The following is a 23208-nucleotide window of genomic DNA, read 5'->3' as shown; positions in this document are numbered from 1 at the left end:
TTTAACCAGAATCAATAATGTGTAATTTATCACAAAATAAATTTTTGTTAGTTAAAAATTGCTACCCTAAAAGATGATTTTAAAAAACGCGATTTAGACGCGACCAATTGCCTGCTTAGCAACATGACCTTTTTTCTTTAACTGCTCAATGTAGTTTAATTCATTACGCGCTTTTGCGTCTGAGGGATCAACCTTTAAAACTTTATTAAAATATTGAGTAGCTTCATCCAGTTGATTTAATTCAATCAAACTCACCCCTAAACTACGTCTTACACTCTGTTGAATCACCAATCTTTTTTCTTCAGGCTCAAGCAAATACAGATACTGTTCAGCAATTTTAAAACTTTCCAATGACGCTTGCCACTGTTTTTGTGCTTGCTGAATAAACCCTGCCTCTTTTAAATACTCACTATTAAAAGGTGATAGCGTTAAAGCACTTTTTAACTTCACTTGAGCATTCTTTAGATCATTCATTTCAATAAAGGCATAAGCGGCTTGAAAGTATAAGTCCGCCCAACAACCTGAAAAAACTCGAATATTTTTTTGCTTTCCCATATCAAGTGTCAGGTATAGCAAGGTTTCAGCTGTTCCGTTGGCAGCATAGAGTGTTTCTTGACTACTGTTTTGGTATTTTTCAAAATACTGAATTGCAATCTGTAATGCCGCGATGGCCTGTTGTGGATGACCCACATTTAAAGACTGCTTGGCTTTTTCTAAAGCATTGTACGCAATCTTTTCATCGAGTAATTTATTTTGCGTATTTTGAAGCTGATTATGATTCTGCCTAGACTTTTGCATAGAATCATCAACGCTCGCGTTCTGTGCATATACTGGATATATAGCACAACAGCCAAGCAGACTGACGATGGCGAAATATGTTTTTAATGTCATGTTGTTTTCTGCTTTATTATTAACTTTAGCTAAAATATAGCATAAAAAAGCCCACTCATAAGAGTGGGCTTTGATAAAAACTAAAAATTAGTTCTTTTCTTTATCTACGATTTTGTTGGCTTGAATCCAAGGCATCATCGCGCGTAATTTACCGCCAGTCACTTCAATACCGTGAGCTGCGTTTTGACGGCGACGAGCTGTCATAGATGGATAGTTCAATGCACCTTCTTGGATGAACATCTTCGCATATTCACCTGATTGGATACGTTTAAGTGCATTACGCATCGCTTCACGTGATTGCTCGTTGATAACTTCAACGCCAGTCACATATTCACCGTATTCAGCATTGTTAGATACTGAATAGTTCATGTCCGCAATACCGCCTTCAAACATTAAATCAACGATTAATTTAAGTTCGTGCAAGCATTCGAAATAAGCCATTTCAGGTGCATAACCCGCTTCAACAAGCGTTTCATAACCCATTTTAACCAATTCAACAGCACCACCACAAAGTACTGCTTGCTCACCAAATAAGTCAGTTTCAGTTTCTTCACGGAATGAAGTTTCGATGATACCTGTACGACCACCACCTACACCTGAAGCGTAAGAAAGTGCAACGTTACGTGCATTACCAGAAGCATCTTGATGAATCGCGATAAGATCAGGTACACCTGAACCACGTTGGAATTCTGAACGTACAGTATGACCTGGTGCTTTTGGTGCAACCATGATCACGTCTAAATCTTTACGTGGAACAACTTGGTTATAAAGTACAGCGAAACCATGTGCAAATGCTAAAGTCGCACCTTCTTTGATGTTTGGTTCGATCACGTCACGATAAAGCTGTGATTGAAACTCATCTGGTGTCAAGATCATCACTAAATCAGCTTGAGCAACAGCAGCTGGAACTTCAGCAACTTTAAGGCCTGCATTTTCAGCTTTTTTCCAAGAAGTAGAACCAGCACGTAAACCAACAGTAACGTCTACACCTGAGTCTTGAAGGTTTTGCGCGTGAGCATGACCTTGTGAACCATAACCAATGATCGCTACTTTTTTACCTTGGATGATAGATAAGTCGCAGTCTTTATCATAAAAAATTTGCATTGCTGTCTCCGCTAAAATGCTGTGTTTCCTCTTCCTATCCTGAAGATTATTGTTTTGAATCTTCTAGTCTAAGTCCCTCTCCTATTGCGAGGAGAGGTTATACATGAGGGAATAAAAAATCAAATAATTAATTACTGGTTGAGGTGCAACTAGAGTGAAAGAACCTTTTCACCACGAGCAATACCGGATACACCAGAACGAACAACTTCTAAAATTGTGTTTTCTGCAAGAGCATCAATAAAGCCATCAATTTTTTCAGTTGTACCCGCAATCTGAATGGTATAAGTCGTTGGTGTAACATCAACCACTTGAGCACGAAAGATATCCGCTGTGCGCTTAATTTCAGCACGTGCAGAACCCAATGCTTTGACTTTAATCAGCATCAGCTCACGCTCAATGTGCGCGCCTTCTGACAAATCAACCACTTTAACCACTTCAACCAATTTATTCAGCTGTTTGGTGATTTGCTCAATTTTATGGTCATCACCATAGGTGGTTAATGTCAAACGTGACATGGTTGGATCTTCAGTTGGTGCGACATTTAAAGTTTCAATGTTATAGCCACGTTGAGAGAACAACCCCACTAAACGAGAAAGCGCACCAGCTTCGTTTTCAACGAGTACAGAAATAATATGTCTCATTCAGTACGCTCCCCTTTAGACAACCACATATCTTGCATAGATTGACCTGCAATAAGCATCGGATATACATGCTCGGTACGATCAACCATCACGTTAATGAATACACATTTATCGTTAATCGCCATTGCTTCTTTAAGCTTAGATTCAAGCTCATCCGCATGGTCAATCTGGATACCTACATGGCCGTAAGCTTCCATCAATTTTGGAAAATCGGGTAATGACTCAACATAAGAACTTGAATGACGTCCTTCATAGTTCATATCTTGCCATTGTTTTACCATCCCCAAAGCACGATTATTCAAGCAGAGGATTTTCACATTTAAGCCATATTGCTTACATGTAGAAAGCTCTTGGATACACATCTGAATCGATGCTTCACCTGTGATACACACCACTTGTTGGTCTGGGAATGCAAGTTTCGCAGCCATGGCATAAGGTAAACCCACACCCATTGTGCCTAAGCCACCTGAGTTGATCCATTGACGTGGACGTTTGTATTTGTAATACATCGCACCAAACATTTGATGCTGACCAACGTCAGAAGTAATGATCGCTTCACCATTGGTTACTTTGTCTAAGACTTCAACCACTTGTTGTGGTTTCATCACACCATTTTCACCTGGCGCATAACGCAAACCATGTACTTTGCGCCATTCGTTGATTTGTGACCACCATGCCGAGATTTCTTCAGGGTTTGGTTTAGAAACATTCATTTGTTTCAATTGAACCAACATCTCTTGAAGTACTGGCTCTACCGCACCCACGATTGGGATATGCGCCATAATGGTTTTTGAAATCGTCGCTGGGTCGATATCAATATGAATCACTTTCGCATTGGTACAGAACTTCGCTGGATTATTGGTTACACGGTCATCAAAACGCGCACCGATCGCCAAGATAACATCCGCATTATGCATACTCATATTGGCTTCGTATGTACCATGCATACCCAACATACCCAAGAATTGCTCATCATCGCCTGGGAATGCACCCAAACCCATTAGCGTATTGGTCACTGGGTAATTCAATAAATGCGCCAATTCAGTCAGTAATGCAGAAGCATTGCCTTGAACAACACCACCACCCGTATAAATGACAGGGCGTTTGGCATTAATCAGCTCATCAATGGCTTTACGAATTTGACCTGAATGACCGCGGTGAGGTGGCTGATAAGAGCGCATCTTCACTTTTTCAGGATATTCATAAGCAAATTTGTCGACAGGATTGGTGACATCCTTCGGAATATCAACCACAACAGGACCCGGACGACCTGAAGCAGCAATATAAAATGCTTTTTTAATAACGGCAGGAATTTCACTTGCATGACGCACTTGGAAACTATGTTTTACGATCGGACGAGAAATACCGACCATATCTGTTTCTTGGAATGCATCTTCACCAATAAGATGGCTGGCAACCTGTCCAGACAAAATCACCATTGGGATTGAGTCCATATAGGCTGTAGCGATTGGTGTTACAGTGTTGGTTGCGCCAGGTCCAGAAGTGACCAGCACTACACCTGTTTTACCCGTCACACGTGAGTAAGCATCTGCCATATGACCAGCAGCTTGCTCATGACGTACGAGGTAATGATTGATTTTATCTTGTTTAAATAGCGCATCATAAATATGTAATACTGCGCCGCCTGGATATCCAAAAACATGTTCAACGCCTTCGTCCGCCAATGCACGAACGAGCATTTCACCACCAGATAAAAGTTCCAACGTATTCACCCTAATCTTTATTCCACAGCGCTATGGGAGACACAGGCCGTGTTTCATTCATTGATTGTGCGCTCTGTTATAGCACACATATTTACTAGTTTTTGCAGCAATAAAAAAATAAATCGTCACGCAGCTGTTTGAGCTGTATGAATCACTGAAATATGTTGGGATAAACATGCTTCGGTAGAGTCATTTTCTCGGCTTAGAGAAAATGTTATTGCTTGCTTTGATATTTTTACTCGAAGGGTGATCGAAAAAAACATCTGAAACTAAAGCAAGCATTTTTGTAGTTTTAGCGAACAAAGTCAAGGTTTCTATCAGGCTTTTTATTGTTTATTTACCAAGCGTTTATTTTTAAAACTATTCCTTTTTTTTGGTTGTCTTATAAATAAAACTTTCAAAGACTTATAAGCCAATAAAATTGCAAAAGAATTATTTAAAATTTTATTTTTCTGTATAAAATAAATACAATTTCTAAAAATACCCAGATCAAGCGAAAACAATCCGATGTATATTAGATAACAGAATGATTTTTCGTTTTCATCTGAATAAAAAATGACTCAAAGGTTTTATAAAATGAAACAACGTCAACGCTTTGCACACACGGTTTTTGTATCGACAATTTTTGCCTTATTCTCTGTGGTTGGGGTCAGCGCCAGTCATGCAAAACAGTATTATAAATGGGTAGACAGCAAAGGCTCTACCCATTACACCACCACACCGCCGCCGAAGAATGCACGTAGCCAAAGCAAGGTGAATACTTATGGCTATCATGGAGATTCGAGACCCACCAACCCAGCACCAACTGCTCAGCCAAATGCCTCACAAAATCAGTCACAAAATGGACAACCACAAAGTGCGCAACCTGTAACACCTGCACCAGTGGTTAACCCACCGAATACACAACAGCCGAATGTCGCACCACAAAATGAGCAAAATACTCCTCCTAGCCTTGCGACGCCTCAATAATTAAATTAAAAGTAAAATCACAAGTTTTTCAGATTTAAAAGCGCGCAAAATTCACTTTTAGATGGATTTTGCGCTATGCTGTGTGCACAGTTTTTTAACCATTATTCTCAAATACATTTATGACTACTCATATTGACCCTGAATATCAAGCAAATGCGATTGAGCCTCAAGTCCAAAAAGACTGGGAAGATCGCAAATCGTTTAAAGTTGCCGACACTGTAGAAGGTCCACATCGTTATATCCTCTCGATGTTCCCTTACCCAAGCGGCAAACTGCATATGGGTCATGTGCGTAATTATACTATTGGTGATGTGATCAGCCGTTTTCACCGTCTCAAAGGTGAAACTGTGCTACAACCAATGGGTTGGGATGCTTTCGGCTTACCTGCTGAAAATGCAGCGATTGCTCATCAAGTTGCACCAGCAAAGTGGACCTTTGAAAATATTGCATATATGCGCGATCAATTGAAGAAACTTGGTCTATCTGTCGACTGGGATCGCGAATTTGCCACCTGTACACCAGAGTATTACCACTGGGAACAATGGTTATTTGTACAGCTCTATAAAAAAGGCTTGATCTATCGCAAGTTGTCTACAGTAAACTGGGATCCTGTAGACCAAACTGTTCTTGCAAATGAACAAGTTGAAAATGGACGTGGTTGGCGTTCAGGTGCATTGGTAGAAAAACGTGATATTCCAATGTATTACTTCCGTATTACCGATTATGCACAAGAATTATTAGACGATTTAGATACCTTAAAAGACGGTTGGCCACAACAAGTTTTAACCATGCAACGCAATTGGATTGGTCGTTCAACGGGTATGGACATTACCTTCCCGTCAGCAAATCCCGAAGTTTATGCAGATGGTTTAACGGTTTATACCACACGTGCCGATACCTTGATGGGGGTAACTTATGTTGCGGTTGCAGCTGAACATCCTCTAGCGCTCAAAGCTGCTGCGATTCAATCTGAAGCAGGCAAGCCAGAACTTGCTGCCTTTATTGAAGAATGTCGTATGGGTTCTGTTGCAGAAGCGGATCTTGCGACTGCTGAGAAAAAAGGCATGGCAACAGGTTTATCTGTTAAACACCCTGTTACGGGTCAAGATATCCCTGTTTGGATCGCAAACTATGTATTGATGTCATATGGTTCAGGCGCGGTGATGGCCGTTCCAGCACATGATGAACGTGATTTTGAGTTTGCCAATAAGTTCAACTTACCAATCAAACAAGTCATTGATGCCAAAGGCTCAGATGATGCCGAATATTCTGCGTCTGAATGGCAAGAATGGTACGGTTCTAAAGAAGGTAAATTGGTCAATTCGGCTGAATTTGACGGTTTAGACTTCCAAGCTGCTTTTGATGCATTCCTAAGCAAATTAGAACCACAAGGTCTTGCCAGCGCTAAAGTTCAATTCCGTTTACGTGACTGGGGGGTTTCTCGTCAACGTTACTGGGGTTGTCCAATTCCGATGATCAACTGTGACAAGTGTGGTCAAGTCACAGTTCCAGAAGATCAACTGCCGGTTGTTCTTCCAACAGATGTGGTTCCAGATGGTTCAGGTAATCCTTTAAATAAAATGCCTGAATTCTATCAAACAAAATGCCCAAGCTGTGGTGGTGATGCACGTCGTGAAACCGATACTTTGGATACCTTTGTAGAGTCGTCTTGGTATTATGCACGTTATGCTTCTCCTGATTTCACGGGTGGTTTAGTTAAACCTGAAGCTGCAAAATCTTGGTTGCCTGTAAACCAATATATTGGTGGTGTAGAGCATGCAATCCTACATTTACTTTATGCTCGTTTCTTCCATAAACTTATGCGTGATGAGGGTGTGGTACAAGGCAATGAACCATTTACCAACTTATTGACTCAAGGTATGGTTTTAGCGGATACCTTCTATCGTGAAGCGGAAAGTGGCAAAAAAACTTGGTTTAATCCTGCGGATATTGAGTTAGAAAAAGACGAGAAAGGTCGTGTACTTTCTGCTAAATATTCAGGTGACGGTCAAGACGTTGTGGTTGGTGGTCAAGAGAAAATGTCGAAATCGAAAAATAACGGTATCGACCCACAAGCGATTATTGACCAGTACGGCGCGGATACTGCACGTGTATTTATGATGTTTGCTGCACCACCAGATCAATCTTTAGAATGGTCTGATGCGGGCGTTGAAGGTGCAAATCGTTTCTTAAAACGTGTATGGCGTTTAGTTGCAGGTTTCCTTGAAAAAGGCAACCATGCAACAGCAATTGATGCTTCGAAACTTTCCACTGAAGCACAAGACCTGCGTCGTAAGACCCATGAAACGATTCAAAAAGTGGGTGATGACATCGAACGTCGTCATGCATTCAATACCGCGATTGCAGCTTTGATGGAATTACTCAATGCCAGCAATAAGTTTGAAGCAAAAGATGACAACGATGTTGCTGTAGCACGTGAAGCGATTACCACTTTACTGACTTTACTTGCACCATTTGCACCACACTTAAGTCAGACCTTATTGACTGAGTTTGATATCGATTTAACTTCGGTACTGTTCCCTACGGTTGATGAGTCTGCATTAACACGTAATACACAAACCATCGTAGTTCAAGTCAATGGTAAGCTTCGTGGCAAGTTAGAAGTCTCTGTTGATGCATCGAAAGATGAATTATTGGCATTGGCTAAAGCGCTGCCTGAGGTTCAACAATTCTTAACAGGTCCAACCAAGAAAGAAATTGTGGTTCCAAATAAGCTTGTGAATTTGGTGGTTTAATTTCCTGCTTAAATCCCCTCTCCTTCTAGGAGAGGGTTAGGGAGAGGTCATTCCCCTCATCCTAACCTTCTCCCTAAGGGAGAAGGGACTTTAGTAGAATAAACAAAACCCAAACAAAGCCCGTTGTCATTCAACGGGCTTTGATTCTAAAATGGCGTGAATTTATAAAGATTAAATATTCCATATCCAATGGAATTTCATGAGGACAAAGCATGCATTTAGTTCAACGTGTTGCTGCAGTTGTATTAACTTTGGGTCTGAGTGCGGGCTTAGTAGGTTGTGGCTTTCATTTAAAGGGCACCAATGCCCAAGCAACGCCTTTGGTTTACACCAAATTACAACTGGTGTTACCAGCGAATACTGAAGATCTTGAAAAGAAACTCAGTGTTTATTTAACTGCGACAGGTGTCCAACTGAGTAATTCAAGTGATGCTTATGTATTACGAGTATTAGACTACAAACCCGTTCGTCATGAGTTAAATGGTAAATTGGTAGAAACACTACTCCGTCTAAGTGTTACTTTCCAGATTGAAGATAAACAAGGAAATCCGATTACTGAACCTCGAACCTTGAATGCATCTCGTAGTTATCAATACGATGTTGCAACGGTCAACACAGATGATCAACAATATAAATATCTGAGCCAAATTTTGATTGATGACATTGCACAACAAATGTCACGTCAAATTGCAGCCAATCGCTTACCTAAAGCACGTACTCTTTCGACCCAACCTGTAGCGCAATAATTCTATGAAACTTGACTATTTACAAGCCCTTAAACGTGTTGATGAAGCGCGAGGTGTTTGGATTTTACATGGTCAAGAACCACTTTTAGAACAAAACCTACTCGATGCTTTAAGAAAAAGCTGGGCAAAACATGAAGTAGAAAGACAACGCTATGATCTCAATAGCGTTTCCGACTGGAAAAATGTCTTTAATGCGTTGAATAGCTTATCTTTATTTTCTCAAAATCTTGCACTTGAAGTCCATGGCAATATCAAACCCGATGCCAATGGACTCAAACAACTCAAACACTATATTCAACATAATGAACACAACTTGCTTGTGATCATTATGCCCAAACAAGACTCAAGTAGTCTAAAGTCAAGTTTCTTTCAAACCGTTGAAGCCAATGGTGTGGTGATTGCTTTAACCGCAAATTACCCGCAAGACCGTCAACGAATATTGTCAATCGAAGCAGATCAGCTCGGTGTCCAATTAAATCAAGATGCCTGGATCTGGCTTGAACAACATCATGAACATAATCTTTTGGCTGCCAAAAATAGCCTGATGCGTGTTGCCGATACCTTCCCAGATCAAAAACAGATTTCAATTGAACATTTACAAGAATGTTTACAGGATCAATCACGTTATAGCACCTTTGATTTAAATGATGCATTGATTGCTGGAAACTTGGCACTTTCGATTAAAATTTTCCAATATCTTGTGGAGTCAGGCGAACCCAACAGTTTAATTTTATGGACAATTAGTAAAGAAATGCGTCTTTTGATGCAGTTGTATGAACAACCACAAAATGCCTTACAGCTCGGTATTTGGAAAACCAAGATTTCTTTGTATCAACAAGCACTTAGACGCTTAAATCCACATTCATTTTTAACTTGGCCACAACTGTTATTGCGTGTAGATGCTGCAATCAAAGGACTCAGCAAAGAAAGTCCAGAACATATCATTCAACAATGTATTGCTGAGTTGTGTGGAAAAACTTTATTTATCAATGCTTAGATAGATATTATGCAGAATAATTCTCATTTCCATTTATTTTAAAAAATTCACGCTTTATCCTTATTTAATCATTATAATTTGATCAATTTTTCTCTCAGCCCAATTATCGCTATGCCAAAAATAAAACCAGCCAAAGCCATTCTTATAGCGGTTTGTCTTGCCATCATTGCCGCAATCGCATGGTATGTATTAAAGCCTAAAAATACACAACCGCAGTATATAACCTCAGAAGTCACACGTGGTGATATTGAAGATGCAGTTCTTGCAACAGGTGATTTAGAAGCAACCAAGATGGTGAGCGTTGGTGCGCAGGTTTCGGGTCAAGTTAAAAAAATGTACGTCAAGCTGGGTGACCAAGTTAAACAAGGTCAACTGATTGCACAAATTGATTCAGTGCGTCAAAGCAACGATTTAAAAACAGCTGAAGCAAGTATTAAAAATCAACAGGCTCAACTGACAACCAAACAGGCGACTTTAGCCAAAGCTGAGGCAGAATATAACCGCCAAAAAAATATGTTTGCACAAGATGCAACGTCTAAAGCAGATTATGACAGTGCCTTAGCCGCATTTAAAACAGCACAAGCTGATATTGCTTCGATGGATGCACAAATTGAACAATCCAAACTTACACTTGCAACATCACAAGAAAACTTAGGTTATACCCGTATTGTTGCACCTATGGACGGCACCGTGGTAGCCATTGTGACCGAAGAAGGTCAAACGGTAAACGCCAACCAAAGTGCACCGACTATTGTGAAACTTGCAAAATTGGACACCATGACCATCAAGGCACAAGTGTCTGAAGCAGATGTCATGAAAGTTCAAGAAGGTCAAAAAGTTTATTTCACTACACTGGGTGATAGTGAGAAAAAACGCTATGCAACACTGCGTCAAGTAGAGCCAGCACCAGAATCAATTAATACTGAAACATCAAGCAACTCATCTTCATCATCAACAAGTACAGCGATTTATTATAATGCCCTATTCGATGTACCAAACGATGACGGTAAACTCCGAATTGATATGACCGCACAGGTGTATATCATTCTGGCTGAAGCCAAAAATGCACTGACTGTTCCTGCTGCGGCATTACAGTCTTCAAACCGCCCACAACGTGCCAATAAATCCGCAAATGGCGCATCTGGTGCAAATTCAACTCGTTCAGCATCTGCACCTCAAGGTCAAGCAAATAAAAATGGACAAAATGCTGCTGATCGCCCAGAACGCCTTGAACTCACCGCAGATGAAAAGACTTTGATTGATCAGGGTAAAGCTTCGGTTTCGATTGTTCGTGTTTTACAGGCGGATGGTAGTGCTCAACGTAAACAAGTTTTAATTGGTTTAAATAACCGTGTAACCGCCCAAGTACTGCGTGGCCTCAATGAAGGTGATCAAGTTGTACTAGCAGATGGTTCAGATACATCCAATGACTCTGCAAAACGAAGCAATAAAAACAGTGGCCCAATGAGACTCTAAGCATGAATCAGAACAATCATCAGATCAAACCTCTACTTGAGGTCAGTAATCTGATTCGTGAGTTCCCTGCGGGTGAATCCACTATTCAGATTTTAAAGAGTATTAACCTTAAAATTTACCCCGGTGAACTGGTTGCTATTGTAGGGCAATCTGGTTCGGGTAAATCGACATTAATGAATATCTTGGGCTGTCTTGATCAACCTACATCAGGTAGTTATCAAGTCAATGGACGTGAAACAGGTCAACTTGAACCCGATGAGCTCGCGCAATTACGCCGTGAATATTTTGGTTTTATTTTCCAGCGCTATCACTTATTAGGTGATTTAAATGCCGCAGGAAACGTTGAAGTCCCAGCGATTTATGCTGGTATGGATCCGAGTGTGCGTCAAAAGCGTTCACATGAAATCTTGACTGACTTAGGACTCGGTGAAAAAACTGAAAACCGTCCAAATCAGCTTTCGGGTGGACAACAACAACGTGTTTCAATTGCACGTGCTTTGATGAATGGTGGTGATGTCATCCTTGCGGATGAACCAACTGGTGCACTGGATAAGCACAGTGGTGTTGAGGTTATGCGTATTTTGCGTGAGCTCAATGCTAAAGGGCATACCATTATCCTGGTTACCCATGATATGAATGTGGCAAAAAATGCGACACGTATCATTGAAATCAGTGATGGCAACATCATCGCGGATAAGCCAAATGTTCCCGAACATGATGATGAGATTGATATTGTTGTCGATCCAGAACCTAAATCGAATCGTAAAAAGTCATCTAAATGGCGTTCTGCATTAGATCGTTTTGCAGAAGCCTTCCGTATGGCCTTGCTGGCAATGAATGCCCACCGTATGCGTACCTTTTTAACCATGCTGGGTATTATTATCGGGATTGCATCTGTGGTCTCGGTGGTGGCTTTGGGCAATGGCTCACAAAAGCAGATTCTTGATAACATCAGCAGTTTAGGCACCAATACCATTACTGTCTTTCAGGGACGTGGCTTTGGTGATAACTCGAAAACAGCACAGTTTAAAACCTTGGTTCCAGCAGATGCTGAAGCACTCTCAGAGCAACCTTATGTCGAAGCAGTCAGTCCAACAGTCAATAGTAGCGTAACAGCGCGTTTTAAAGACACCGAAGCTTCTGCAACCGTCAATGGTGTCAGTGCTGATTTCTTCTATGTACGTGGTATGACCTTTAAATCTGGGCAAGCTTTTGATAAAAACAGTATCACTGGGCGAGCACAGGATGTGGTGATTGATGCCAATACTGAAAAGACCTTCTTTGCAGATGGCACTAACCCTGTAGGGCAAGTGCTATTATTGGGTAGTGTTCCAAGCCGAATCATTGGTGTGATTGATGCACAGCAAGGTTTTATGGGCAACTCAGACAGTCTCAATGTTTATCTGCCTTATTCAACCGTCATGAGCCGAATGTTAGGACAATCCAATGTCCGTAGCATCATCGTGCGTATTAAAGATGAATATCCAACTGCGGTTGCTGAAAATGCCATTTTAAGTTTGTTGGAACAACGTCATGGCGCACAGGATGTCTTTACTCAAAACTCTGACAGTATTCGTCAAACCATTGAACAGACCACACAAACCATGACTTTACTGGTTTCAGCCATTGCGGTGATTTCATTGGTTGTCGGTGGTATTGGGGTAATGAACATCATGCTGGTGTCTGTAACCGAGCGTACCCAAGAAATCGGTGTGCGTATGGCTGTAGGTGCGCGTCAAAGTGACATTCTGCAACAGTTCCTGATCGAAGCTGTTTTGGTGTGTATTTTGGGCGGTATCTTAGGGGTGCTGCTCTCTTTAGGCATTGGACAGTTGATTGGACATATTGCCAAAGGCAGTTTCCAAATGGCGTATTCAAGCACCTCAATCATTGCGGCATTTGTATGTTCAACCTTGATTGGTGTGGTATTTGGATTTATCCCAGCTCGCAATGCAGCACAGCTCAATCCTGTTGATGCACTTTCGCGTGAATAACCGAAGAATAAGGAAATTATTAATGCAAATGAATTTAAGTAAACTTGCAAGCGCCTTGATTCTTGGGAGTTCATTGGTCGGTTGTGCGGCTGTGGTTAAAACCCCATACGAGGCCCCTGCTGTGCAAATTCCAAATGGTTTTGTTTATGACAATGCAAAATCTAAACACGTTCAGGCAGATTTATATGCAGATCAGTGGTGGACCTTATTTGGTGATGCTCAGTTAAATCAACTGGTCAATCAAGTAATTCAACGTAATGCTGATTTGGCTGTTGCAGGGATTAACTTACAAACAGCCCGTTTAAGAGCTGGCTTAGCGCGTGACCAACAAGGTCCTCGTGTTAATTCAGGGGTATCTACGGGACATAGCTTTGACCTTCATTCAGGTGATGATGCTGCCAAAGGTCTATCTCTCAGTGCGGGTGTCAGTTATGAAGTGGATTTGTTTGGAAAATTAGCACGTCAAACTGAAGCATCGAAGTGGGAATCTTTAGCCACTGAACAAGACTTACAAGCCACTGGGCAGACCTTAATTGCCACAACCGCAAATTTATATTGGCAATTGGGTTATTTAAATGAACGTTACAGCTCTGCCCAACAAAGCCTAGCTGCTACTCAAAAAACCTTTGAATTGGTGCGTACTCAATATCGTGCTGGTGCTGTTTCAGGACTAGATTTGACCCAAGCTGAGCAATCGGTACAAAGCCAAAAAGCCAGTTTAAGTCAGATTGAACAGCAACGTGTTGAAACACGTACCGCTTTGGCCGTGTTATTACAAATACCTGTGCAACAGTTAAATATTCAAGAACCACAGCAATTACCGCAGATCAGTCTACCCAATATCTCAGCGGGTTTACCGGCAGATATCTTGTCGCGCCGTCCTGATTTAAAAGCAGCCGAATTGCGTTTACGTGAATCTTTGGCGACCAAAGATGCCACCAAAGCCAGCTATTATCCTTCAATCAGTTTGACGGGGAATTTAGGTTCAACCAGCACATCATTGACAAATTTATTGAAAAATCCTGCACTGACTTTAGGCGCAAGCTTAAGCCTGCCGTTTTTACAATATAATGATATGCAAAAGAATTTAAAAATCAGTGAACTGGACTATGAAAAAGCCATTGTTCAATATCGCAATACCTTGTACCAAGCTTTTGCAGATACTGAAAATGCATTGTCGAATCGTACTGAGCTAGATAAACAAGTCGCCTTTCAACAAAAGAACTTGGAACTTGCGGAAAAAACAGAACGTTTAACCAATGTACGTTACCGTAATGGTGCAATTGCTTTAAAAAATGTTTTGGATGCTCAAGAAACCACGCGTAGTGCTCGTTTGTCTTTAGTCCAAGCCAAGCAGAGCCAATACAATGCTTATGTCACTTTGATGCAAGCTTTGGGTGGCAGTCCGATTAAGCAATTACCTTAAGAATGTGTTGAGATGAGAAAGCCCTGAGGGGCTTTTTTTAATGCTATGTTTTCTTTTTGAGTCAATACGCTACTATTCTTATAAACTGGGTATTATAAAGCACCACTTAACACATCTAAACTATTAATATAATTAAAGATAAAAATTAATTTTAATCTTTTTATTTATCTTTCACACTAAAGAAACCAAATTTTAAATTGTCTTTCGCTGTCACTATATATGGATCATTTTCATCTACGGAATAATCTTTTTTAAGCTGTTCACTCCAATAAAATGGTTTTGAAAAAAGAACTGTGATTCGTCGTCCAAAGAACCGAATAAATTCAGGTATGGCAAAAATAAGCGCATAGAGTGGTGTCTGAAAATGATTGATAAACACGGTTTGCCAACTTTGCTTAGAGGATTCTTTTTTCTCTTGAATATCATAACAATATGTTAATTTACTTTTATAATCTTGCTCAGGATCATCTATCCCTTTCCTGTAATACAGTGGTTCAGGGCCTTGCTCTACATAAGTTTTTATAAATAATAAAAAGCCTTCTATATAGTCTTTATGAATATTGGGTGTACCCAACTGTATATCATGTTTTATCACTTCACCATCAAGTATATAGGCATGTAACTCATATAGCGGTAGTCCCACTACACCTTGCGATTGAACGATATCAAAATACAAATCGTTTAATAAAAACTGAGTGGTGTTATTCCCATCAGAACACACAGTCATTGTCTTATTTTTTCTATTTATTACGACTGGTAAATAAATAGGCTTTAAAAAATCGAATTTCAAAAAAGGAATTAACATTGTAAAAAAAACGTATAATCCGCCAAATGCTAGTAATATAGCACTTGAATAAATAATAATTTTTTCATCTTCAACACCATCACTTAAAGTAAAAAATAATAGATAAATAATTAATAGAAAAATAGGCAAAGCAAAAACAGATAAAAATATTAATACTTTCCCCTTCCACGCGTAATTTTTATTTGTTAATTCAATATAACCAGAATTCATTTGAACCAATGAAAAATTATGATTGATCACTCGGTTGAGTTCAAAAGTATCCAGTTTAAAAAGTTGATACTTTTTTACACTTTCTCCGACTCTAGTACGAGGAACAAAATACCATGGATTTTTCATTTATCTTTCATCTCAAACATACTAAATTCAAAATTATCTTTAAAGCTAATTTCCTCTGAACGTTGTTGTTCCATTTTATTTTTATAGATAACCTCTTTATGCCATACAGGTAGAGGCTTTATATTAAGCAATATTCGTCTTGCAATAAAATTACACACATCAAAAGGATAGGAAAATAAAGCAGGAACCCAGTTATCATGATAAATGATTCGAAATGACCTCCATGTATCTCGATAACTTTCTTGTGCACCAATGACCTGTTGGCAAAATGTTAATTGAGCAAAAGGATCTATTGTTCCATACATCGGATTAGGCTTTGGATACAATTCTTCTGGCCCTTTATGCATAAAATGACATATAAATGACCATAATCCTTGGGTATTATCCCAACCAATCATTGGAAAGCCAATGACAAAAGTATGTTTTAACAGACCATCTTCAACAATATGTGCTCTCAGTTCTCTTAAGGTAAATCCTGAAAGCCCAAAGCTTGTACCCATTACATAAACAACATCTTTCCAATCTCGCTCTATATACTCAGCATCAGTTAAATAAAAAAATACTTTGCCTGTTTTTCGGTTAAATAAAATCGGTTTACAAATAGGTTTTTTATGATCATGCTTAAAGTATGGTATAAGAGTAGAAATTAATGGAAGCAACCATATCAAAAATATTATAAACATTATTAAAAATGAGATGCCAAGGTTTTTATCCCCACCTACATTAAAAATAAAATATATAAAATGAAGTGAAATTAAAAATACAGGAAACAACATTATTAAAATACTGACTCCCTTCCCTAACCTTGTATAAGATTGATCTATAAGCTCTATATAATCATCATTCATGCTTAAAAAAGACCAGTTATGATTGCGTATAAATTCATCATAAGGCGTTAAAAGTACATCATTTTTCTCTAATTTTGAAAAAGGTATATTTTCTTTAAATACGTCATAACCAAACGCATGTTTTTTAATTTTACTTTTCATCATGCAACCATTTTACTGATGCTTCCAAATATTAAGCTCACAAAAAAATATAATTTTCATTTTAATCATTAAAGATCAAAGCGCTTGCGCGCTTTATCATTTATCTTTCATCTCAAACATACTAAATTCAAAGTTGTCTTTAAAACTAATTTCCTCTGGTCGTTCTTTTTCCATTTTATTTTTAAGGATAACCTCTTTATGCCATACAGGTAGAGGCTTTATATTAAGCAATATTCGTCTTGCAATAAAATTACCAAGATCAAAAGGGAAGGAAAATAACCCAGGAACCCAGTTATCATGATAAATAATTCGAAATGACTTCCATGTATCTCGATAACTTTCTTTTGCTCCAATGACCTGTTGGCAAAACGTTAATTGTGTAAACGGGTCTATTGTTCCATACATCGGATTAGGCTTTGGATATAGTTCTGCTGGTCCTTTATGCATGAAATGACATATAAATGACCATAAGCCTTGGGTATTATCCCAACCGATCATTGGAAAGCCAATGACAAAGGTATGTTTTAACAGACCATCTTCGACAATATGCGCTCTAAGCTCCCTTAGGGTAAATCCTGAAAGCCCGAAACTTGTCCCCATCACATAAACAACATCCTTCCAATCTCGTTCGATATACTCAGCTTCATTTAAATAAAAAAATACCTTCCCTGTTTTTCGATTAAACAAAACCGGTTTACATAACGGTTTCTTATAATCATATTTAAAAAAAGGACTTAAGAACGCATATACTGGTATAAAAAATATAGTCAATCCCGAAATTACGACAAATATTGAAAAAGAAATAGATTCATTAGTACCCCCATTAAATGTAAAATATAAATATAAAATATAAAATATTAATAATAATATAGGGGAACTTAAAACTAAAAGGCTTATTCCCTTCCCAAGCCTCGCATAGGTTTGATCAATAAGCTCTATATAATCATCGTTCATTCTTAGAAAAGACCAGTTATGATTGCGTTTAAATTCATCATAGGGCGATAAAAGTACATCACCTTCATCCAATTTTGAAAAAGGTATATTTTCTTTAAATACGTCATAACCAAACGCATGTTTTTTAATTTTACTTTTCATCACATTACCGTCTTTAACTGACCTGTTTGCTCGAAGATATCGCTAAATCTTTTCTTTTCAGTATTGGTCGATAGTAGGCATCGTTGAATCCATATTTGAATATTGTTCTCTTTTACAAAATAAGCAATTAAAGAAAAAATAATCCCTACAGCAATTGCAATCCATCCTAATGGATTCAATGCAAATATAAGATAACTTCCCAATACAACAGCAACACCACTCAAGGCTAAGTAAGTACCATAGCTTCGCTCACCATTTCTAATTGCATCAAATCCATTATAAATATCAAATCCACCAAAAATTAATCCTGCAAACAACCCGAAACCTCGCCAAATTTTTCCTGCTAAAACACTTCTATCATCTGTAGTAAGTTTTATAATAAAACTATTCATTGACTTTAACAGCCGAGATTGTGACGTGATTTTATCACTAGAATTCAACAGTGCGCCCACTGCTTCTACAGTGGACATGGTTAGACCAATCACAGCAGCACTTCTGCGACCAACTTTTTCATATTTATTGTCAAAGCTTTGACTAAAAACAGTACAGATTGCCCAGCCTTGTAAGCCAACAATGGCGACTTTAATCATAAAGAATTTATAATAATCTGAGCTCGGGCTTGGCTCTATAACATCTTCAGCAATAACACTGACATTCATCGTACTTTGTTTTTTTAATAACTCAGCATGCTTTTTTACAGCTTCTCTAAAGTTTTTTGGTAAATTTCTCTCAAACTCAGGATTTACTTCTAAACGTGGCACATCTATATATTTTAGATGTTTGTATTTGTCATATAGATAGTTCCAATCACTATTTTTTATGACATTGCCTAGACCATTATCTTTACCCACAATATTTTGATGTGATCTATAATAATTTCGCATTTTCGTGTTGAAATCGCTTTTGTTCGTAAAAGTAATTCGCTCAGACTTGATTTCAGACAAACTAAACATTGAAATCATTAAAGGCTGGAATGGATGAGCAGCTAAAGCATTCGGGGCAGATAGCCCTGTGATATTTAAAAAGGCTTTGCTGATATTCGTCAACAATGTAAATTTTAATTCTTCCGTTCGAGCTGTACTTAAAAAGCCATGAAATGAATTGATGAAATCCCCAAAAGGCTGTGTAGCAAAAGCTCCATTTAAATTAGTGAGAGACCATTTATTAATTTGTTCATTTAACTTTTGACGAAGGGCACTTGAATTTAAAGCAAGAAAATTTAAAAAATAATTGTTAGGATCTCGAGCGTTGTATAAGTATTGCCCCATGTATTTATTCATTTTTGGACATAATTTGCTACTTTCTAAAACTAGATTGACACACATGCCAAGAGAAACACCATCAACTAAATTATCTTTTTCTTGGTTAAAGAAAAAATGGTCCGCAATTACGCTTTCCTTAAGAAACTCCTGACCTATTCCATCGAGCGTATCCGCATAGCCTGCCTGCACTTGTTTTTTCTGTTTAAGCGTGGCTAAACCTGCATTAAATCTATTTGAATCAATATGCTGGACATATTCTGTATTCCATTCTTGATTTTTTACTTTTTGTTCTGCTGCTTTTTGGGCTCGCTCCTTAGCATTGAGTTCTTCTGTTGTTTTTTTCTCATCCCACACGTCCTCAATGAGTCCACCAATAATTGCTCCTTGCCCACCATACATACGAATTTTTTGTTTTGCTTCCTCATTTCTTTTTAATTCATCATTGGTAAAGTAAGGATAATCATTAATCCCAAAGTTATTTTTTAACACTTCTAATGTATTTACGGTTTTTTCATCATCAGTATAATCTTCGTCACTTATCATTTGATTTGCAACTTGAGCTGAAATATCCATCACTACGCCAACAGGGTCATCAATCGCAAATACAGCTCCAAAAAGTATTCTTGTTTTTGCATCATTTGACAAAGCCGCGGTGAGTTCCTCTTTGCTATGCTCTTTAAGAAATGAATAATCCAAACTTGAGTCTGAAAATAATCTATAAGCTAAATTATTAGTTTTAACTTGGTTAATATCTTCATTTTGAGACATAGTGTTTTCAAGTATATCTTTAGGTGTCTTCCCTGACAGATAGGAAAAATACTCTGAATATGAAAATAAATCTTTTGATATATTATTTTTTAACAGACTGTTTTCTAGAGTTCCTTCACCTTTTTCGCCAGCCCCCCATTCTGTCTTAGAATCTGCACAAAAACTCTCAATTCCCGTCTGCATTGGAAATGTGCCTTTTGCGTACTGTCCTGCAATAAATTTTTTTACGTCAAATTTATCCATATATTTTTCGTAAAATTCAGGTGACTTGTTTCTCAGCTTCGTTGCTTTGCTCCATGCGTTTTCAGAATATTTTAAATATACAAAAGAGGCTTCATTGGGTTTGGGTACAACGATCGTTAAAGCATTTGCTCTATGCTTAATATTCATGCAAGGCTCATCACCCTGCTCCATTAAAACTAAGGGTCTAGATGAGTAATCTTGATCATAATTTGATTCATTAATACGTTTTAAAAAGCCCTTTTCAGAAATTTTATATTCTTGCCATTGATTTAAATGCTTTAGGAAAACATATAAAAAACCTTTTCTTAAAGTACTCCCTTTAAAACCATACTGTTCCATTGATGTTTCAGTTTTGTGTGTAGGATAACTATAACTAGCCTCTGTAGCTGTAACCTCAATCGTAGGCAGGGACTTAAGTGGTGCTTCAGGATCATTAGTTGAATCATGACTAGATGCTTCTAAAGCTGACGTAGTTGTTGAAGCTTGAGGACTAGATGGCTTATAGGAGTTAATAAAATCAAACTTGGTTTTTTCTAAACTCGATAAATATTCATCAATCTGTGATTTTATATCTGTTATATCATATAATTCCTTTTGATTTTCAGCGACATCAAGCGAAATATTTGTACCTGTTGATGAAAATATATAGCGATTCACAAAAATCTTTAAGCCAATATCTCTTTTACAAAAATCACAACTCTTAGAATCCATACATCACCTTATTTTTTAAATTTTCATCATCAATATTTTGTTTTTTAAAAAAATCATCCCACTCAGAGGTTGAAAGCTGTTTGCTTGCCTGTTCATAGCCTTTGGGACTTTCTGTTAAACGTTGAAAAAAGTGGGTTTCAAGAAAGCTTTCACCGATTAAATCTGCATGAAAAATGGATGCTACAGTATCATCCTTGGTCAAAATCCCTTTATTTTTTATTAAGTCTGCATAATTAAAAATCTGACTAACTTTTAAAAAGTATGCTGGCAGATCGTCAGTCTTGAATTTTAACTTTTCAAATACTCTGTTGTTTACACTGATTTTGTCCAATAAATCATGATCAGGCTGTTGAATAAAATCCCCCTCAGATCCAGCGTCAAAGCACAATGTTTCATTTAAGAAATTAAATTCAATATTTTTAAAATATTTATTGATCCATAAAAAATCCTGACTCTCAAAATAATTGAGTAGCATCCAAATTTTCGGATCAAAAAACCGATACAAATACTTCTTAGTGCCTACTTCATAGACTAAATTTTGTTTTAAGTGATTAACAATATCAGGTTCTCGAGTTGGAACACTTTTAAACGTCATTAGAAAAAAAGGTGAAAGCCCCGCTTTGATCTGATTTTGATCATGTTGCTTTATTTCATCGACAAGCGAAGCACCGACTGAATTTAAACGCAATAAATACGGAAAAACATGCTGTACATTCTTCGCATAATCAGGTGCTAAAGACTTAAGTTGAGCTTCCACTTCATAAAAATATTGCGCATTTAGATTCGGGTCAATAATGACGTAATCATACTCAATCACCTCTTTTGGATGTATAGCCTCTAATAACATTATGAAAGCTCCACAGAAGCATCACCTTTTGCCGCAGCACCAGAAACACGCATTTCACAAATAGGAAGCTGAGGAATGTCTGAATTAATCTTCGCGCCACTGGTAAACTTCTGTTGCCCCGACTTCACCTGAAACAAACCACCTGTAGTTGAAAATACCCCTGAGCCATTAATCTTTAATTCAGAACCATCACCAATCAACTTAATCTCTTTCGGACTAATGATATAAACCGCGTCTTCGGTCGAAATGATTTGAATCCCTTTGCGTGCAATCACATCTGCACCACCATCTTGAGCTTGAAGTTCAACTTTACCTTTTCCAGCAAATAACCTTGCCCCTTCCTGTGCCGCAAAAAGACTGATCTTAGCACTGGCATGCCCAATCAAAGCCATTTGTGTGCTTAGGTTGATACTGTCGCCTGCGGTATGACTGATTTGCCCATCTGCTGAAAGATGAATATCTTCGTTACTGGCAAGTGCAATCGAATTAGGTGAAGCCAACATCATCACCGCAGACTTAAATGCATCTGCTTTTTTCGGATCTTGTTGGTCTAGTGTATTGATAAATCCTTTTATTCTTTCCAACACTTCCAAAGGATCAGTTTGCTGATTCTTAGCAACTTCACTTAAGGCTTTGGAATTATTTAGACTACTTTCTAACTGACTTTTGGCGGCGGTTGCATCGAGATGGTTACCCGAGGCTGAATCTTGAGCATAGGTACTCAGCAATAGACCTTGTCCTGCACACACTGCTCCCCATTGGTCTGTTCTTAGTTCAAAGCCTTGGCCTCGCCCTTCACTGGTATCGGTTTCTTTAGGATGACTCAGATTACCGAGGTTAAGTTGACTCGCACCGTGACTGCTTTGTAGCTGGCTGCTGATTTGCTCTGTGGTATCGTCAAATCTAAGCTGGCCATAGCCACTGCCTTTAACTTCTCGACTTTTGATCCCTGCTAGTTTTTTGGTATCAGGCAATTGCCCTTTGTCATCAAATTTCGTTGGACTTCGTTGCGCTTCATGGATACGCCCCACCACAAATGGTCGGTCAATATTACCATCAAAGAAATCTATCACGACAATCTCACCAATCCTCGGTAAGAACCGCGCACCATAGCCCTCACCTGCCCACGGGGTCAGTACATCCACCCAAGCGGAATCAGTGTCGTTGTCATTGCTCCCTGCACCACCATCATGACTGTGATCTTCATTGCGGGTAAACAGGAAGCGAACTTTAATACGTCCCCATTCATCGACATGGATTTCTTCTCCACTTGGCCCAACCACTTTGGCTCGTTGTGGATAGGTACTAGGGCGGTGTTGTCGTGGGTGGTATTCAGGAACAGTGGTGATATTACGGCGTTGTAGCACCAATTGATTGGCTTGGCGTTCTGGGTTGTTTGAGTCTACATTTGAATTGACCCAATTGCTC

At 38.6% G+C, this 23208-nt stretch carries 17 protein-coding genes; 7 read left to right on the top strand and 10 right to left on the bottom strand.

The genetic code is table 11. The features are described 5' to 3' along the window. Window positions 1-93: 93 nt before the first annotated feature. The 4 genes from FY049_RS18125 to FY049_RS18110 form a co-directional block, all read right to left on the bottom strand. On the bottom strand, window positions 94-891 hold the full coding sequence (locus FY049_RS18125; RefSeq protein ID WP_224964310.1) for a tetratricopeptide repeat protein: 798 nt from the start codon (window positions 889-891) through the stop codon (window positions 94-96). A gap of 87 nt (window positions 892-978) precedes the next feature. Continuing rightward, window positions 979-1995, bottom strand: coding sequence for a ketol-acid reductoisomerase (ilvC, locus tag FY049_RS18120; protein ID WP_004725869.1), 1017 nt, complete (start codon window positions 1993-1995; stop codon window positions 979-981). A gap of 149 nt (window positions 1996-2144) precedes the next feature. Next, entirely contained in the window at window positions 2145-2636 is a 492-nt protein-coding gene (ilvN, locus tag FY049_RS18115) for an acetolactate synthase small subunit (protein WP_004725868.1), read from the bottom strand. Beyond that, window positions 2633-4360, bottom strand: a complete 1728-nt coding sequence (locus FY049_RS18110; protein ID WP_016539389.1) for an acetolactate synthase 3 large subunit — start codon at window positions 4358-4360, stop codon at window positions 2633-2635. Before FY049_RS18110 ends, ilvN begins: the two co-directional genes overlap by 4 nt. Before the next feature lie 576 nt (window positions 4361-4936). Here FY049_RS18110 and FY049_RS18105 point away from each other — a divergent pair. From FY049_RS18105 to FY049_RS18075, 7 genes are all read left to right on the top strand, one after another. Then, on the top strand, window positions 4937-5329 hold the full coding sequence (locus tag FY049_RS18105; RefSeq protein ID WP_446084135.1) for a DUF4124 domain-containing protein: 393 nt from the start codon (window positions 4937-4939) through the stop codon (window positions 5327-5329). Between the two features lie 119 nt (window positions 5330-5448). Continuing rightward, window positions 5449-8085: a leucine--tRNA ligase gene (gene leuS / locus FY049_RS18100; protein ID WP_105714397.1), complete on the top strand. Its 2637-nt coding sequence runs from the start codon at window positions 5449-5451 to the stop codon at window positions 8083-8085. 212 nt (window positions 8086-8297) lie between these two features. Beyond that, window positions 8298-8831, top strand: a complete 534-nt coding sequence (locus FY049_RS18095) for an LPS-assembly lipoprotein LptE (RefSeq protein ID WP_004725857.1) — start codon at window positions 8298-8300, stop codon at window positions 8829-8831. Window positions 8832-8835: 4 nt separating this feature from the next. Next, a complete protein-coding gene (gene holA, locus FY049_RS18090) occupies window positions 8836-9828 on the top strand; it encodes a DNA polymerase III subunit delta (protein ID WP_446084134.1) in 993 nt (330 codons plus the stop codon). 111 nt (window positions 9829-9939) lie between these two features. Then, complete coding sequence (locus FY049_RS18085; RefSeq protein ID WP_004725852.1) at window positions 9940-11304, top strand: MacA family efflux pump subunit; 1365 nt, start codon at window positions 9940-9942, stop codon at window positions 11302-11304. Between the two features lie 2 nt (window positions 11305-11306). Then, on the top strand, window positions 11307-13298 hold the full coding sequence (locus FY049_RS18080; protein ID WP_446084133.1) for a MacB family efflux pump subunit: 1992 nt from the start codon (window positions 11307-11309) through the stop codon (window positions 13296-13298). A gap of 22 nt (window positions 13299-13320) precedes the next feature. Next, window positions 13321-14724 (top strand): efflux transporter outer membrane subunit, encoded by a 1404-nt coding sequence (locus tag FY049_RS18075; protein WP_096735183.1) that lies wholly within the window; start codon window positions 13321-13323, stop codon window positions 14722-14724. Between the two features lie 160 nt (window positions 14725-14884). On the opposite strand, the gene FY049_RS18070 is transcribed toward FY049_RS18075, so the two are convergent. The 6 genes from FY049_RS18070 to FY049_RS18045 form a co-directional block, all read right to left on the bottom strand. After that, entirely contained in the window at window positions 14885-15865 is a 981-nt protein-coding gene (locus tag FY049_RS18070; RefSeq protein WP_446084132.1) for a hypothetical protein, read from the bottom strand. Next, window positions 15862-16854, bottom strand: coding sequence for a DUF6708 domain-containing protein (locus FY049_RS18065; RefSeq protein ID WP_446084131.1), 993 nt, complete (start codon window positions 16852-16854; stop codon window positions 15862-15864). Before FY049_RS18065 ends, FY049_RS18070 begins: the two co-directional genes overlap by 4 nt. A 96-nt stretch (window positions 16855-16950) precedes the next feature. Beyond that, window positions 16951-17949 (bottom strand): DUF6708 domain-containing protein, encoded by a 999-nt coding sequence (locus tag FY049_RS18060; protein ID WP_446084130.1) that lies wholly within the window; start codon window positions 17947-17949, stop codon window positions 16951-16953. Continuing rightward, on the bottom strand, window positions 17949-20933 hold the full coding sequence (locus FY049_RS18055) for a T6SS effector BTH_I2691 family protein (RefSeq protein WP_446084129.1): 2985 nt from the start codon (window positions 20931-20933) through the stop codon (window positions 17949-17951). The genes FY049_RS18060 and FY049_RS18055 overlap by 1 nt, the downstream gene beginning before the upstream one ends. After that, the gene (locus tag FY049_RS18050) at window positions 20923-21780 is read right to left on the bottom strand and encodes a hypothetical protein (RefSeq protein WP_446084128.1); all 858 of its coding nucleotides are present in this window, start codon (window positions 21778-21780) and stop codon (window positions 20923-20925) included. The genes FY049_RS18055 and FY049_RS18050 overlap by 11 nt, the downstream gene beginning before the upstream one ends. Beyond that, the coding region (locus FY049_RS18045) for a DUF2345 domain-containing protein (RefSeq protein ID WP_446084127.1) at window positions 21780-23208 on the bottom strand (1429 nt) is incomplete at its 5' end. The genes FY049_RS18045 and FY049_RS18050, both read right to left, overlap by 1 nt.

It is taken from the genome of Acinetobacter sp. 1125_18A (genome assembly GCF_052824985.1).
Note: the sequence above shows the minus strand (reverse complement) of the source record. Positions and strands in the feature narration are given on the sequence as shown.

What these genes read in the sequence shown, in the direction of transcription:
- FY049_RS18080 (WP_446084133.1), top strand. Translation starts at nt 11,307, where the DNA reads ATGAATCAGAACAATCATCAGATCAAACCTCTACTTGAGGTCAGTAAT.
- FY049_RS18105 (WP_446084135.1), top strand. Translation starts at nt 4,937, where the DNA reads ATGAAACAACGTCAACGCTTTGCACACACGGTTTTTGTATCGACAATT.
- FY049_RS18125 (WP_224964310.1), bottom strand. Translation starts at nt 891, where the DNA reads ATGACATTAAAAACATATTTCGCCATCGTCAGTCTGCTTGGCTGTTGT.
- FY049_RS18060 (WP_446084130.1), bottom strand. Translation starts at nt 17,949, where the DNA reads ATGAAAAGTAAAATTAAAAAACATGCGTTTGGTTATGACGTATTTAAA.
- ilvN (WP_004725868.1), bottom strand. Translation starts at nt 2,636, where the DNA reads ATGAGACATATTATTTCTGTACTCGTTGAAAACGAAGCTGGTGCGCTT.
- FY049_RS18070 (WP_446084132.1), bottom strand. Translation starts at nt 15,865, where the DNA reads ATGAAAAATCCATGGTATTTTGTTCCTCGTACTAGAGTCGGAGAAAGT.
- FY049_RS18065 (WP_446084131.1), bottom strand. Translation starts at nt 16,854, where the DNA reads ATGAAAAGTAAAATTAAAAAACATGCGTTTGGTTATGACGTATTTAAA.
- leuS (WP_105714397.1), top strand. Translation starts at nt 5,449, where the DNA reads ATGACTACTCATATTGACCCTGAATATCAAGCAAATGCGATTGAGCCT.
- FY049_RS18095 (WP_004725857.1), top strand. Translation starts at nt 8,298, where the DNA reads ATGCATTTAGTTCAACGTGTTGCTGCAGTTGTATTAACTTTGGGTCTG.
- FY049_RS18050 (WP_446084128.1), bottom strand. Translation starts at nt 21,780, where the DNA reads ATGTTATTAGAGGCTATACATCCAAAAGAGGTGATTGAGTATGATTAC.
- ilvC (WP_004725869.1), bottom strand. Translation starts at nt 1,995, where the DNA reads ATGCAAATTTTTTATGATAAAGACTGCGACTTATCTATCATCCAAGGT.
- FY049_RS18055 (WP_446084129.1), bottom strand. Translation starts at nt 20,933, where the DNA reads ATGGATTCTAAGAGTTGTGATTTTTGTAAAAGAGATATTGGCTTAAAG.
- FY049_RS18085 (WP_004725852.1), top strand. Translation starts at nt 9,940, where the DNA reads ATGCCAAAAATAAAACCAGCCAAAGCCATTCTTATAGCGGTTTGTCTT.
- holA (WP_446084134.1), top strand. Translation starts at nt 8,836, where the DNA reads ATGAAACTTGACTATTTACAAGCCCTTAAACGTGTTGATGAAGCGCGA.
- FY049_RS18075 (WP_096735183.1), top strand. Translation starts at nt 13,321, where the DNA reads ATGCAAATGAATTTAAGTAAACTTGCAAGCGCCTTGATTCTTGGGAGT.